At 74.6% G+C, this 13,443-nt stretch carries 13 protein-coding genes; 8 read left to right on the top strand and 5 right to left on the bottom strand.

The window, feature by feature from the left end:
* Positions 1–286 precede the first annotated feature (286 nt).
* Positions 287–928: a hypothetical protein gene (locus CRP51_RS00245; RefSeq protein ID WP_141514523.1), complete on the bottom strand. Its 642-nt coding sequence runs from the start codon at positions 926–928 to the stop codon at positions 287–289.
* A gap of 62 nt (positions 929–990) precedes the next feature.
* Positions 991–1,569: a SigE family RNA polymerase sigma factor gene (locus tag CRP51_RS00240; protein ID WP_097228845.1), complete on the bottom strand. Its 579-nt coding sequence runs from the start codon at positions 1,567–1,569 to the stop codon at positions 991–993.
* A gap of 239 nt (positions 1,570–1,808) precedes the next feature.
* Here CRP51_RS00240 and CRP51_RS00235 point away from each other — a divergent pair, with 239 nt between their 5' ends.
* Both CRP51_RS00235 and CRP51_RS00230 read left to right on the top strand, forming a co-directional pair.
* Positions 1,809–2,918: an amidohydrolase family protein gene (locus CRP51_RS00235; RefSeq protein ID WP_097228844.1), complete on the top strand. Its 1,110-nt coding sequence runs from the start codon at positions 1,809–1,811 to the stop codon at positions 2,916–2,918.
* Positions 2,919–3,135: 217 nt separating this feature from the next.
* Positions 3,136–4,065 (top strand): SCO1860 family LAETG-anchored protein, encoded by a 930-nt coding sequence (locus CRP51_RS00230; RefSeq protein ID WP_097228843.1) that lies wholly within the window; start codon positions 3,136–3,138, stop codon positions 4,063–4,065.
* A 109-nt stretch (positions 4,066–4,174) separates the two neighbouring features.
* On the opposite strand, the gene CRP51_RS00225 is transcribed toward CRP51_RS00230, so the two are convergent.
* Together CRP51_RS00225 and CRP51_RS00220 are read right to left on the bottom strand one after the other, a co-directional pair.
* Positions 4,175–4,372: a hypothetical protein gene (locus tag CRP51_RS00225; protein ID WP_097228842.1), complete on the bottom strand. Its 198-nt coding sequence runs from the start codon at positions 4,370–4,372 to the stop codon at positions 4,175–4,177.
* A gap of 68 nt (positions 4,373–4,440) precedes the next feature.
* The gene (locus tag CRP51_RS00220; RefSeq protein WP_245880283.1) at positions 4,441–5,808 is read right to left on the bottom strand and encodes an inorganic phosphate transporter; all 1,368 of its coding nucleotides are present in this window, start codon (positions 5,806–5,808) and stop codon (positions 4,441–4,443) included.
* A 68-nt stretch (positions 5,809–5,876) separates the two neighbouring features.
* Between CRP51_RS00220 and CRP51_RS00215 the strand changes: the two genes are divergently transcribed.
* The 6 genes from CRP51_RS00215 to CRP51_RS00190 all read left to right on the top strand — a co-directional run bounded on the left by CRP51_RS00215 (position 5,877) and on the right by CRP51_RS00190 (position 12,545).
* Positions 5,877–6,602 carry a class II aldolase/adducin family protein gene (locus CRP51_RS00215; protein ID WP_097228841.1) on the top strand — a complete coding sequence of 242 codons (726 nt, stop codon included), beginning with the start codon at positions 5,877–5,879 and terminating at the stop codon, positions 6,600–6,602.
* A 120-nt stretch (positions 6,603–6,722) separates the two neighbouring features.
* Positions 6,723–7,862: an alpha/beta hydrolase family protein gene (locus CRP51_RS00210; RefSeq protein ID WP_097228840.1), complete on the top strand. Its 1,140-nt coding sequence runs from the start codon at positions 6,723–6,725 to the stop codon at positions 7,860–7,862.
* Positions 7,863–7,964: 102 nt separating this feature from the next.
* Positions 7,965–9,374 (top strand): hypothetical protein, encoded by a 1,410-nt coding sequence (locus CRP51_RS00205; protein WP_097228839.1) that lies wholly within the window; start codon positions 7,965–7,967, stop codon positions 9,372–9,374.
* 149 nt (positions 9,375–9,523) lie between these two features.
* Positions 9,524–11,122 (top strand): ABC-F family ATP-binding cassette domain-containing protein, encoded by a 1,599-nt coding sequence (locus CRP51_RS00200; protein ID WP_097228838.1) that lies wholly within the window; start codon positions 9,524–9,526, stop codon positions 11,120–11,122.
* Between the two features lie 333 nt (positions 11,123–11,455).
* The gene (locus CRP51_RS00195) at positions 11,456–11,677 is read left to right on the top strand and encodes a helix-turn-helix domain-containing protein (protein WP_193318133.1); all 222 of its coding nucleotides are present in this window, start codon (positions 11,456–11,458) and stop codon (positions 11,675–11,677) included.
* Between the two features lie 91 nt (positions 11,678–11,768).
* Positions 11,769–12,545 (top strand): enoyl-CoA hydratase/isomerase family protein, encoded by a 777-nt coding sequence (locus tag CRP51_RS00190; RefSeq protein ID WP_097228836.1) that lies wholly within the window; start codon positions 11,769–11,771, stop codon positions 12,543–12,545.
* Positions 12,546–12,561: 16 nt separating this feature from the next.
* On the opposite strand, the gene CRP51_RS00185 is transcribed toward CRP51_RS00190, so the two are convergent.
* Positions 12,562–13,308 carry a nucleopolyhedrovirus P10 family protein gene (locus tag CRP51_RS00185; protein WP_097228835.1) on the bottom strand — a complete coding sequence of 249 codons (747 nt, stop codon included), beginning with the start codon at positions 13,306–13,308 and terminating at the stop codon, positions 12,562–12,564.
* Positions 13,309–13,443 lie beyond the last annotated feature (135 nt).

Genomic DNA, 13,443 nt, shown 5'->3' with positions numbered 1-13,443 from the left:
AAACGGGCGCGTTCGTGCGCTTGGTCACATATTCGTAACGACGGTGTGACCCCGCTGGCCCGACGGTGTGACGTTGGGGCCACCCTCGGGCGAGTCGGTTTAGGGATCAGAAAACCGGGAAGAAGCGCCTCGGTCCCCCACCCCGATAAACCTCGGGAAACCGCTGCCGAATTCGGGTCGACCGGCCGGTGTCTCGCATGGTGGAAGTTTTCTCCGCCCGGTACCCCGAAGGCGCGGAAAAGATTATGCGGATCGCCGGTGGCAAATGCCAACGGGACGCGGCCGGTCAGCTGAAACCGCCGCCGCCCTCCACCGCGCCGCCCGGACCCTCGCCGGTGACCAGGTAGCGGTCGAACGCCGCGTCCCTCGGCCCCTCGCCGTGGTCGTACTGCGCGGCGAAGACGTGCTCCCCCTCCGGCACCTCCCGGCCCTCCCGCAACTCCCACCGGAAGACCAGGTCCCCGCCCTCCTCGCCGGTGGTGAACACGAAGTCCTCCTCCGGCGGCGTCCGCCAGCCGCCCGTCGGCCGTGCCTCCTCGTCCGCGACCACCCGCACCTCCACGGTCAGCGCGCTGAGCGGGTGGCTTGTTTCGAGCGTGACCTCGCTCTGCGACCAGTACGGGTTGTCGTCCCGGTAGATCTCGCCCGACGTGGCCAGCGTGCCCCGCGCCGACGGCGAGGCGGCCGTCGCGCCGCCCCGTTCGTCGCCGCCCAGCCACCCGCCGGCCAGCACGGTCACCGCGAGCACACAGCCGACCGCCCCCACCGCCCCCGCCACCAGCCGCCCCCGCCGGCGGCGCGGCGCGACGGCGGCCGGGCCGCGCGCCGCCATCCCGCGCGCGACGCGCGCCCGCATCCGCTCCCGGTCCGGGCGGTGCTCGGCCGCCGCCGCCCGCAGCAGCTCCCGCGTCTCCTCGCGGTCGGCCATCAGCACTCGTCCTCTTCCGGTTCTGCGTCCGCGCGGCGGCGGGCGCGCGGGCGCGCGACCGCTCACCAGCCGCGATGCTGGGGTGGGCCGGCGGACAGCGCCCGCAACAACTCCGGAGCCCCGCCCGCCTCCCCCGCGCGGACCTCCGTCTGGCGCAACAGGCGTTGCAGTTCGGCCAGTCCGCGCGAGGTCTGGCTCTTCACCGTACCCACCGTGATGTCCAGGGTCCGCGCGGTGTCGCGTTCCGAGAGGTCGAACGCGTGGCGCAGCACCACGCACGCCCGCTTGCGGTACGGCAACCGCGCGAGCGCGGCCCGCACGTCCAGCACCGCCGGGACGTCGGGCCCCTCGGTGTGCTCCGCCTGCCGTGCCCAGAAGAGCGCGATCCGGCGGCGTTCCCGCATCCGGGTGCGGATCTGCGAACGGGCGAGGTTCGCGACCACGCCCCGCGCGTAGGCCAACGGCCGTTCCGTGCCGGCCATCCGGTCCCAACGGTGCCAGAGCGCGACCAACGCGTCGGCGGCGAGATCGTCGGCGCCCTCCCTGCCGCCGTCACCGCCGAGCAGCAGATAGGCGAGTCGGGAGAGTTCGACATGGTGACGCTCGAAGAAGGCGTGGAAGTCTTCACTGGGGCTGGCCACGCCGGCCTCCTCGGGTGTGCGGCTCCTCGGTGCCTGCCGACGGCGTTTGTTCGACAGGTCGTGCGGTGTCCGTATCTTCGTCCAGCCCCGGGAGTTGGGAGCGTAGCAGGGGATCGGTAGGCTGCCGAGGCTCGTGAACCGGCTGGTATGAGACGAGTTCCCGGCCCATGCGCCGCCGCGCCGCCGCTCCGGGGTCGGCGGCGCCCGCCGCCCGTCGATTCCGCTCCAGGGAGGTCCCGTTGTCGAACGGTCAGGTGCTGCGTGTCACGGGTCGGGTGCTGACCGGCCCGGCCGCCGCGACGGACGAGGGGGAGGTGCGCGACGAGCTCTGGGTCGTCGACGGCCGGATCAGCCTCACCCCGCCGGCCTCCACCCGCGAGGTCACCACGGTCCGCGGCTATGCGCTGCCCGGCCTGGTCGACGCCCACTGCCACGTCGGCCTCGGCCCCGAGGGCGCGGTCGACGCCGCGACCTCCGAGGCGCAGGCGACGGCCGAACGGGAGGCCGGCGCCCTGCTGTTGCGGGACGCCGGCTCGCCGGCGGACACCCGCTGGATCGACCGGCGCGAGGACCTGCCGCGCGTCATCAGGGCGGGACGCCACATCGCCCGTCCGCGCCGCTACATCAGGAACTACGCGCACGAGATCGAGCCCGCCCAACTGCCCGAGCGGGTGCGCCGCGAGGCGCGCGCGGGCGACGGCTGGGTGAAGCTGGTGGGCGACTGGATCGACAGGGAACGCGGCGACCTCGCGCCGCTCTGGCCCGCCGACGTGCTGCGCGAGGCCGTCGCGGCCGCCCACGAGGAGGGTGCCAGGGTCACCGCGCACTGCTTCGCCGAGGACTCCCTGCGCGACCTGGTCGAGGCGGGCGTCGACTGCGTCGAACACGCCACCGGGCTCACCGAGGAGACCATCCCGCTCTTCGCCGAGCGCGGTGTCGCGATCGTGCCGACGCTGGTCAACATCGCCACCTTCCCGAAGCTCGCCGAGGGCGGCGAGCGCCGCTACCCGCGCTGGGCCGCGCACATGCGGCGGCTGCACGAACGCCGGCACGCGACCGTGGGCGCCGCCTGGGAGGCGGGCATCCCGGTCTACGCCGGCACCGACGCCGGCGGCTCGCTCGCCCACGGGATGATCGCCGCCGAGGTCGCGGAACTCGCCGTCGCCGGGCTGCCCCCGCTGGCCGCGCTCTCCGCCGCCACCTGGGGGGCGCGCGCCTGGCTCGGCCGGCCGGGACTGACCGAGGGCGCCCCCGCCGACCTGGTCGTCTACGCCGAGGACCCACGCCGCGACCTCACCGCGCTGGCCCGCCCCCACCGGGTCGTGCTGCGTGGCCGGATCGTGGGCTGAGGCGCGCGGGACGTGGTAAGCGCCGGCGTGCGCGCCGGCCCACCGTGCGAACGGGGAACACCCATGCGGCTGGACGTTCCCTCGTATGAGTGAAGTGACCTCTGATGGTCATCGATCACCCCCGGCAGGCCGAAGGATGGCGGCGTCCCGGTCGCCGCCGCGCCTGTCCCTGTTCACGCGGCGGCGACGTTCACCATCTCGTGGGGGTTCATCACCCGTGTTCAACTCTGCCTTCGGGCGGTCCCTCTCCCTTGCCCTGGCGGCCGGTTGCGGCGCGCTTCTGGCGGGCGCCACGCCCGCCGCCGCCGACGAGGCGCCGGAAGGGGAGACCCACGGCACCGCGAACGCCGCGGTGCTGCGCACCACGCTCGACGTCTCGCTGCTGGACGGCGCGGCCAACCTGCCGCTGAACCTGGCGCTCAACGAGGTCAGCGCCCCGGCCGACGGCGCCTCGGCCGACGAGACGCTGCTCACCGCCACCCTGGACGGGGTGGCCGACGGCCGGCCGTTCGACGTGCTGCGCGCCGAGGTCGCCCGCGCCGAGGCCGCCGCCGACGAGTCGGCCGCCACGGCCGACACCGAACTGGTGGGCGCCCGCGTCCGGTTGCCGGGGCTCGGCGCGCTCTCGCTGATCGAGCTGAGCGCCGTGCACTCCCGCGCGCACTGCGCCGCCGGCGAGACCCCCGTCGCCGAGACGACGGTGCCGGCCAGCGCCACGGTCCTCGGTCAGGAGGTCACCCTCGACTCCACCGGCGAGACCCGGCTGGAGGTGCCGGGTGTCGGCGAGGTCACCCTGGCCCTCGGCCAGCGCGAGACCACCGACGCCTCCGCCGCCGCCACGGCGCTCGAACTGTCCGTGGACATCGACCCGTTGGAGCTCAACGTGGCGACCGTCAGCGGCCGGGTCACCCTGGCCGAGGCCGCCTGCGCCACCCCGGCGGGCGCGCCCGCGCCCGAGGAGGAAGCGCGGGAGCCGGAGGCGGAGGAGCCCGAGGGGCCGGCGCCGCGGAGCGAGGGCGAGCGTCCGGCCGGCGACCTCGCCGAGACCGGCGGCGGCTCCGCCACGCCGTACGTGGTCGGCGGCGGCCTGGCGCTGCTGGCCGTCGGCGCCGGCACGGTGGTCTACGCCCGCCGCCGCGCCGCCTGAGCGGCCGTCGGCGCGGCGGGCGTTGACCCGCCGTCGACACGCACGGGGCCCGGTGCCCGGCGGGCATCCGCCGGGCACCGGGCCCCACCCGGGGGGCGGGCGGCGGGCGTCAGGCGGCGATGATCCAGATGCCGTAGCAGACGGCCGCCGCGCACAGCCCGAAGGAGAGATAGCCGGCCGACCTCGCCGGGGCACCGCTCGTCGGGCCGCTCGTCCGGATGCCGAGCGAGAAGAGCCCGACCACGGCCACGGTCAGCAGCACCGACACCAGGATGACCTGGCCCAGCACGTCCCATTCGATGTTCATCGCGTGTGAGGACCTTCGCGTTTCGAGGTGTTTCCGGGTGGGGTGTCAGGGGGTGTCAGGGGTGGGGCTCAGGAGGCGGTCGGGGTGGAGCGCCCGGCCGTCGAGTCCGCCGGCGCGGTCCGCTCCTCACCGTCCGGCTCGACGACCGGCGGCGCGAGCACGGCCAGGGCCGGTTCCTCGTCCCCGGCGCCCGACGTGTGCGCCGGGGTCCCGGGGGACGCGTTCACCGTTCCGTTCACCTTCCCGGTCGTCGAGGCGTCCGCCACCGACGCGTCGGTCACCGGCTCCTCGTCGCGGACGGCGACGGTCTCCTCGGCCGGCAGGGCGTTCGGGTCGTCGTCGTTGACGTTGTCGTGGGAGACCGGACGGCGGCGCGAGCGCGCCCAGATGGCGCCGCTCACCACGACCAGCAGCACCGCGACCGTCGCCACGCCCCAGTCGCCCTGCTCGGCCAGCAGCGCGCCCAGCGCGCCGACCAGGCCGGCGGCCGGCAGCGTCAGCAGCCACGCCACGACCATCCGGGAGACCGTGTTCCACCGGATGACGCCGCCGCGCCGCCCCAGCCCGGAGCCGGTCACCGCGCCCGAGCAGACCTGGGTGGTGGAGAGCGCGAACCCCATGTGCGAGGAGGCCAGGATGGTCGTCGCCGCGCTGGTCTGGGCGGCGAAGCCCTGCGGCGGCTGGATGTCCGTCAGACCCCTGCCCAGCGTGCGGATGATCCGCCAGCCGCCGAGGTAGGTGCCCAGCGCGATGGCCACACCGGCCGAGGTGATGACCCACAGCGGGGGGTCGGAGTCGGGCGCCAGCGAGCCGCCGGCGATCAGCGCCAGCGTCATCACGCCCATGGTCTTCTGCGCGTCGTTGGTGCCGTGCGCCAGGGAGACCAGCGCGGCGGAGGCGATCTGCCCGGCGCGGTAGCCCTTGGAACTGGCGGCCTCGTCGGCGTTCCTGGTGACCCGGTAGGTCAGCCGGGTCGCCATGGTCGCCGCGATCCCGGCCACCAGGGGGGCCACCACGGCGGGGATGACCACCTTGGTGATCACCGCGTCCCCGTTGATCGCGCCGAAGCCGACCGAGGCGACGGTGGCGCCGATCAGGCCGCCGAAGAGCGCGTGCGAGGAGCTGGAGGGGAGGCCGGCGAGCCAGGTGAGCAGGTTCCAGACGATCGCGCCCACCAGCCCGGCGAAGATCACTTCGGGCTGGATGCCCGCCTCCTCGTCGATGATCCCGCCGGAGATGGTTCTGGCGACCTCGACGGAGAGGAACGCTCCGACGAGGTTGAGAATCGCCGACATCGCGACCGCGGGTTTGGGTTTCATCGCCCCGGTCGAGATGGTGGTGGCCATCGCGTTGGCCGTGTCGTGGAAGCCGTTGGTGAAGTCGAACGCCAAAGCCGTGATGATCACGATCGCGATCAACAGCGTGAAGTGTTCCATGTACCGGACAATCGTTCGGCGGGGTGGGGACAAGCGAAGTTAACGTAGGGTGAATAGGTGAACGGAAGATGAATGAACGGCGGCGTAACGCTGTTGCTTCGATCCTTTTTTCGGCGGGTCCCTCCGGGGGGCGGCGGCCGATACCCGCCGAATGGCGTTCCGCCTGGCGGGAGTTGGTGCGGGCCGCCCGGCAGACGGTCACCGATGGTCTGGTCGTCGGCACCTCGGGTAACCTCTCGGTCCGCCTCGGCGAGACGGTCCTCGTCACGCCAAGTGGCGTTCCGTACCGCTCACTCGGGCCCCGGGACCTCCTCGCCGTCGATCTCGACGGGCGGGTGGTGGCCGGCCGGCTCAAGCCGACGAGCGAGCTCCCCCTCCATCTCGCGGTCTACCGGGAGACCGGAGCGGGCGCGGTCGTGCACACCCACGCCGCCCACGCGACGGCGGTCTCCACGCTGGTCGACGAGGTGCCGACCATCCACTACATGGCGGCGGCCATGGGCGGGCCGATCCGGGTGGCACCGTACGCGACGTACGGCTCCGACGCGTTGGCGAGCGCGGCGCTCACGGCGCTGGAGGGACGCAGCGCGTGCCTGCTGCGCAACCACGGCACGCTGGTCCACGGCCGGGACCTGCGGCAGGCGATGGACCACACCGCGCAGCTGGAATGGATGTGCGAGGTGTGGCTCGCGGCCAGCTCCGTCCCCGGCCGTCAGCCGACCCTGCTCGACGAGGCGCGGCTGGCCGAGGTGAGGGAACGCCTGCGCGACTACGGCAACGACGCGCGCCGCTGAGGTCTTCCGACGGAGCGACGGGGCGACGGAGCGACGGAGCGACGGAGCGGCGGGGCGGCGGGGAACCCGAACGGGGGCCGCCCCGTGGCCCTTCCCCCGGCGCGCTCCCATGCTGGGGTCATGCGACGGCGGATCACGGCGGCGGTCGCCGCCAGCACGGTGTTGGCGGCCGGGGCCGGGCTGGGCACGGCCCTGGTGACGCGGTGGGCCACCCGCACAGGACTCGGCGCGGCCGGCGCCGGCCGGCCCCTCGGCTTCGCCGGCGTCCGCTTCGCCGTGCACGACAGCACGCCCGACACCGTCACCCTCACCCGTTCCCCTCTCTCCCTGCGTCCCGGCACCTACCGGCTCACCGGCCGCCACGGCTCGGCCGTCGTCGGGGAGCCGCTGGAGGTGACCAGTTCGCCGGACACCGTCGTGCGCCGCCTGCTCACCAGCGGTGCCGCCGCCCCGTTCGCCACCGGCGCCTCCGTCGGCCTCACGCCCCAACTGCACGTCGGCACCCCGCGTTCCGCCCTCGGCATCGAGTACACGGACGTCGCGCTGCCGCACGGCTCGGTCACCCTGCCGGCCTGGCATGTCGCCGGCGACCGCGAGACCTGGTTGATCGCGCTGCACGGGCTCGGCACCACCAGGGAGGGCCCGTTGAACGTGCTGCCCTTCCTCCACCGGCACCAGTTCCCCGTCCTGCTGCCCGCCTTCCGGGGCGACCCGGGCGCCCCGCGCCGCGTCGACCCCGTCTACCGGCTGGGCGCGGGGGAGTGGCACGACGCGGAGGCGGCGCTCCGCTTCGCTGTGCGCTCCGGCGCGCGCCGGGTGGTGCTCTACGGCTGGTCCGCCGGCGCGACGATGGCGCTGTACGCCGCCACGCACTCCCCGCTGCGCCGTCACGTCGCCGGCTTGGTCCTCGACTCCCCGGTGCTCTCGCCCACCGCCACCCTGCGTGCGCTCGCCGTCCGGCGCGGCCTGCCCGCGCCGCTGCGCCCGCTCGCCGTCGCCGCCGCGCGCCGCGACGCGCTCCCGGAGGGCCCGCCCCCGATGCCGCCCACCGGCGAGCGGAACGCGCCCCCGCCCGTGCTGCTGCTGCACGGGCCGGACGACACCGTCGCCCCCTTCGCCGCCAGCCGCGACCTCGCCGGCCGCCACCCGGAGAACGTGCTGCTGCACACCGTTCCGGGGGCCGAGCACGCCGCGATGTGGAACGCCGACCCCGGCGGCTACGAGGAGACGCTGCGCCGCTTCCTCACCCCCCTGATGTGAGCCCCGCCCCCGGACCCGCGGCGACGCCGCGCGGATGTCCGTCATCTACCGCTCTGGGCGGGGGGTTTGGGCTTTGACGGCCCTAACGGCGAAACTGCTCGGGTGACGTCCCGAACTCCGCGTGAGCCCCGGTTGCGCCTTGTCCCGCAGAACGCCCCGCAACGAGCGCCCGTTCAGCGCCGCACCGGGGAGCGCAGACGGACCCCACGGCCACCCAAGGGCGTGCTGCCTCCCGAACGGCTGGCGCGGCAGGCGCGCGAGCTGCTGGCCGACGCGGTGCGGGTCGCGCACTGGGCCCGGGAGGCCGGGCTCTCGCCCGAGCAGGACGCCGCCCGCGCCGCCGGCGAGCTGGGGATGTCCACCGCCGAGCTGCGGGAGAACTGGAGCCGTGCCCGGCTCGCGGGGCTGCTGGAGATCGACGGCGAGGACGGCGCGGTCAGCGCCGGCTGGCGGCTGCGCGCCTGGGAGCGCGACGACACGGCGGCGCTGCGCGGCTGGGTCGCGCTCTTCGACGCCTGGTGCCTGGCCCGCCCAGCGCCGCCGGACGCCGACCCCTCCCTGGTCACCGACGTGGTCGCCGCGATGCCCCAGCTGCTCTCCGTGATGCGGCTCTCCGAGGGCCCGGTCACCGCCGCCGGGCTGATCGACCTGATGCGCCGCCGGGTCGCCGAGCTGCGCGCCGAACGCCCGGACGGCGCGGGCCCCGACACCCCGGCGCCCGAACCCGTCGAGCCCCCCGAGGCCGAGGACCGCGCGACCACGGCCGAACGCGTCCGGCTGTTGGGCTGGGCGCTGGACGCGCTCTCCTCCGTCGGCGCCCTCACCCTGCACGCCCGCGGCGACCGCCCGGCCAGGGCCCGCCTGACCGACCTGGGCAGCTGGGCGATGTGGACCAAGCTGGAGCAGATCTGCGTCGCCGCGCAGAGCCCCGCCGGCAACATCGAGCAGTCGGCCGTCGCCATGCTGCGCGGCTGCGCCAACCTCACCCCCGGCCCGGCCCGCGCCGAGTACCGCGCCTGGCTCGCGGTGCGCCCCACCGCCCCGGCCGTCGACGAGCTGCTGGCCGCCGCCAAGGGCGAGGACGCCCTGATCCGGGGGCTGGCGTTCCAGGCGCTGCGGGTGGTCGGCGCCCCCGCGTCCGAGGCGGTCCGCGCCGTGGTGGACGACCCGGTGCTGCGCCCCTACGCGCTGTTGTGGCTCGCGGACCACGAGGGCGGCGACCCGCGCGAGACGGCGGAGTCCTCGCTGGGCGTGCTCAACCGGCAGGAGGCCACCTGGCTGTGGGTGGACACCGCGTCGGCGGCCCAGGAGCACGGCGCCGAGCGGCTGCTGCTCGACCACCTCGACACCGCCCCGCAGCCGAACGTCGCCGAACTGGTGGACGAGATCCGAATCTGTGGCCACCCGCGCACCGTCCAGGTGCTGCTGGCGCTGGCGGCCGTCCACCCCGACCAGACCGTCGCCAAACGGGTCCGCAGGGCGGCGTTCCAGGTTCACAGCGGAGGCGCCTGAGGTGGGGGAGGAGCGGGGGGACGGTGGGCGGAAAACGCGTTGCGCGGCGCGGCTAGAATGGCCGCCATGGACACTCCGTTCCTCGTGCATTAGCGGCCGTAAGCGCTGATCCGACCCCTTCTCACACGTTCCGTACCTGGAGTCTGTCCATGATCACCGCATCCGGGATCGAGCTGCGCGCCGGCGCCCGCGTCCTGATCGAGAGCGCCTCGTTCCGCGTCGCCCAGGGCGACCGGGTCGGCCTCGTCGGGCGCAACGGCGCCGGCAAGACCACCCTCACCAAGTGCCTGGCCGGCCAGGGCACCCCCGCCGGCGGCACCATCACCCGCTCCGGCGAGGTCGGCTACCTCCCGCAGGACCCGCGCACCGGCGACCTCGACGTGCTCGCCAGGGACCGCATCCTCTCCGCCAGGGGGCTGGACACCGTTCTGCGCGGGATGCGGGAGAACGAGGAGCGGATGGCGGGCGGCCAGGGCGCCATCCGGGAGAAGGCGATGCGCCGCTACGAGCGGCTGGAGACCGAGTTCCTCACCAAGGGCGGCTACGCCGCCGAGGCCGAGGCGGCCACCATCGCCGCCAGCCTCGGTCTGCCCGACCGGGTGCTCGGCCAGCCGCTGCACACCCTCTCCGGCGGTCAGCGCCGCCGCGTCGAGCTGGCGCGCATCCTCTTCTCCGACGCCGACATCCTGCTGCTCGACGAGCCGACCAACCACCTCGACGCCGACTCGGTCATCTGGCTGCGGGACTTCCTGCGGACCTACCGCGGCGGGCTCATCGTGATCTCCCACGACATCGACCTCGTCGAGACGGTCGTCAACAAGGTCTTCTACCTGGACGCCAACCGCGCCGCCATCGACATCTACAACATGGGCTGGCGGCAGTACCAGATCCAGCGCGAGGCCGACGAGAAGCGCCGCCGCCGCGAGCGCGCCAACGCGGAGAAGAAGGCCGCCGCGCTCAACTCCCAGGCCGACAAGATGCGTGCCAAGGCCACCAAGGCCGTCGCCGCGCAGAACATGGCCCGCCGCGCCGAGCGGCTGCTGGCCGGCCTGGAGGAGGAGCGCCGCAGCGACAAGGTCGCCAAGCTCCGCTTCCCCGACCCGGCGCCCTGCGGCAAGACCCCGCTGGCCGCCGAGGGGCTGTCGAAGTCCTACGGCTCGCTGGAGATCTTCACCGACGTCTCGCTCGCCGTCGACAAGGGCTCACGGGTCGTCATCCTCGGCCTCAACGGCGCGGGCAAGACCACCCTGCTGCGCCTGCTCGCGGGCGTCGAGTCCCCCGACACCGGCAGGGTCACCCCCGGTCACGGACTCAAGCTCGGCTACTACGCGCAGGAGCACGAGACCCTGGATCCCGAGCGCACGGTCCTGGAGAACATGCGCACCGCCGCCCCCGACCTCGACCTAGTGCAGGTGCGGAAGACGCTCGGCTCGTTCCTGTTCTCCGGCGACGACGTGGAGAAGCCGGCCGGGGTGCTCTCCGGCGGCGAGAAGACCCGGCTGGCGCTGGCCACCCTGGTCGTCTCGTCGGCCAACGTGCTGCTGCTCGACGAGCCGACGAACAACCTGGACCCGGCCAGCCGCGAGGAGATCCTGGGCGCGCTGGCCAGCTTCAGCGGCGCGGTCATCCTCGTCACCCACGACGAGGGCGCCGTCGACGCCCTCCAGCCGGAGCGCATCATCCTGCTGCCGGACGGCGTCGAGGACCTCTGGAGCGCGGACTACGCGGATCTGGTCGCCCTCGCCTGAACGGCCCACCGGGGCGTCTCCGGTTCCGTTGATCACGCGGCGATGGACCAATCGACGCACGGGTGATCATTCATCTGAGTGAGTGCGGTCGTAGCCGGGCGTGTCGGAACGTCCGGCGCGCCGCGCTCGCCCCGTGCCCCGTCCACGCGCCCTGTCCGCCGCTTTCACCTGCCGCTTCGTGCCCGAGCGCGGCGCCCGCCCGCGCCGTTCCGCCTTCTCGGAACGGTCCCCGAGCGGTCCGTTTGTCGTACGTACCGCGACGAATGGGTGGCCAGAACCCCGGTTAGGGGTGATCATGAGAGTCCAGAGCGCACTTCGTATGAGGAGGCACGAGTGGCCGAGACTCTGAAGAAGGGCAGCCGGGTGACCGGCACCGCGCGCGAGAAGCTCGCGGCAGACCTGAAGCGGAAGTACGAGTCGGGCGCCAGCATCCGGGCGTTGGCCGAGGAGACCGGCAGGTCGTACGGCTTCGTCCACCGGATGCTGAGCGAGGCCGACGTCACCCTGCGCGGCCGCGGCGGCGCGACCCGGGGCAAGAAGGCCGCCTCGGCCTGAGCCCCGCCCCGACCGCCCCGGACGACCGGGCACGGGCGCCGATCGTTACGCTTCCAGGCATCACTACTGCCGAGTAACGAGCGGAGACCCGATGAGCCTGCTCGACCAGGACGGTGTGCGTGTCACCGTCCACGACGCCGTGGCCACCGTCACGCTGACCAACGCCGCGCGGCGCAACGCGCAGACCCCCGCCCTGTGGCACGCCCTCGCCGAGACCGGACGACGGCTGACCGGGGACGTCAGGGTCGCCGTGCTGCGCGCCGAGGGCGTCTCCTTCTCGGCCGGCCTCGACCGGCGGGCCCTCACCCCGGAAGGAATCGAAGGCCAGCTCTCGCTCTTCGACCTGGCCGGCGCACCCGAGTCCGAACGCGACGCGACCATCGCCTCCTACCAGGAGGCGTTCACCTGGTGGCGCCGCCCCGACCTGGTCAGCATCGCCGCCGTCCAGGGACACGCCATCGGCGCGGGCTTCCAACTCGCCCTCGCCTGCGACCTGCGCGTCTGTGCCGAGGACGCGCAGTTCGCCATGCGCGAGACCAGCCTGGGCCTGGTCCCCGACCTCGGCGGCACCCATCCGCTGGTCGGACTCGTCGGCTACGCCAGGGCGCTGGAGATCTGCGCCACCGGGCGCGCCGTGCACGCGGCGGAGGCCGAACGCCTCGGGCTGGCCAACCTGGTGGTGCCGGCCGACCAACTGTCCGCCGCCACCGACGACCTGACCGCCGCCCTGCTGGCCGCGGAGCGCGGCGCGCTGATCGAGACCAAGGCGCTGCTGCGCGCCGCGACCCACCAGGACTACGACACCCAACGCGCCGCCGAGCGCGCCGCCCAGGGCCGCCGGCTGAGGGAACTGGCCGGCCTGGACTGACGCGTCCGGCCCCGGCTCAGTCGACGGCGGTGACCAGCAGCGTCACCAGGACCGGCCCCGGGGCCCCGCCGTCCCCGGCGGCCGCCGAGGCCGCCGTGCGGGCCACCTCCTCGGCCAGCGCGGGCAGCGGGCGGCTCCCCTCGGCCTCCCACTGGAGCCGCACCAGCCGGGACGGGGGCTCCTGACGGTCCTCCACGCGGACCGCGCCCAGCCAGCCGTCGAGCACGGCCGACAGCCCGGCGACCCCGTCGACCGCCGTCACCGCCTCGGCCACCGCGTCGGCGCACGGCCCGCCGGAGCGCGGGGCGTCCGGCGGCGACGGCGGCTCGTGCGGCGGCCCGGAGGGCTCGGGCGGCTCCGACAGCAGCTCGGTGACCTCGAGGTCGACGGCGGCCACCGGGAGCCCCAGCCGTTCCGTCGCCTCCGCGGCCAACGCGGCCCGCACCCGTTCGGCCACCCCGGTCAACGGCACCGCCGGGTAGGCCGCGAACTCGGCCCTCACCCGCAGCGGCCCGGGGGGCAGCGCCCCGGAGGGCGCGGGGAGCGCGGCGTCCTCCGGCGGGTCGGGGCGGTCCCCGTCCCCGCCGAGCCGCAACTCGCCCAGGCGCACCTCCGGCACCGCCTCGGCGACGGCCCGGGTCAGCGCGGCGCGCGCGGCGCGTTCCGTCAGCCACCCCGCCCACGCCTCCTCCTGCCGCACCGGCAGCAGCCTGCCCAGGCCCAGCTGACGTCGCATCGTGCTCAACAGACCGTCGCCGCCCATTTGTTGCCACCTTCCGTCCTGCATGGGTTTGTACTCAACCGGCCAGGGCTGGGTACAGCATCTCCCAGGAGCGTGGCGACGGCCGCCCGGGGCGCCACCCGATCGGGCGGCCGCGAGCGGGGCGCGGAGCCCGCC

This window comes from Streptomyces zhaozhouensis (genome assembly GCF_900230195.1).
Taxonomy (GTDB): domain Bacteria; phylum Actinomycetota; class Actinomycetes; order Streptomycetales; family Streptomycetaceae; genus Streptomyces; species Streptomyces zhaozhouensis.
The sequence above is the reverse complement of the archived record's forward strand: the minus strand, read 5'-3'. Positions and strand labels throughout refer to the sequence as shown.

What these genes read in the sequence shown, in the direction of transcription:
- CRP51_RS00245 (WP_141514523.1), bottom strand. Translation starts at nt 928, where the DNA reads ATGGCCGACCGCGAGGAGACGCGGGAGCTGCTGCGGGCGGCGGCGGCC.
- CRP51_RS00225 (WP_097228842.1), bottom strand. Translation starts at nt 4,372, where the DNA reads ATGAACATCGAATGGGACGTGCTGGGCCAGGTCATCCTGGTGTCGGTG.
- CRP51_RS00220 (WP_245880283.1), bottom strand. Translation starts at nt 5,808, where the DNA reads ATGGAACACTTCACGCTGTTGATCGCGATCGTGATCATCACGGCTTTG.
- CRP51_RS00215 (WP_097228841.1), top strand. Translation starts at nt 5,877, where the DNA reads ATGAATGAACGGCGGCGTAACGCTGTTGCTTCGATCCTTTTTTCGGCG.
- CRP51_RS00210 (WP_097228840.1), top strand. Translation starts at nt 6,723, where the DNA reads ATGCGACGGCGGATCACGGCGGCGGTCGCCGCCAGCACGGTGTTGGCG.
- CRP51_RS00200 (WP_097228838.1), top strand. Translation starts at nt 9,524, where the DNA reads ATGATCACCGCATCCGGGATCGAGCTGCGCGCCGGCGCCCGCGTCCTG.
- CRP51_RS00190 (WP_097228836.1), top strand. Translation starts at nt 11,769, where the DNA reads ATGAGCCTGCTCGACCAGGACGGTGTGCGTGTCACCGTCCACGACGCC.
- CRP51_RS00185 (WP_097228835.1), bottom strand. Translation starts at nt 13,308, where the DNA reads ATGGGCGGCGACGGTCTGTTGAGCACGATGCGACGTCAGCTGGGCCTG.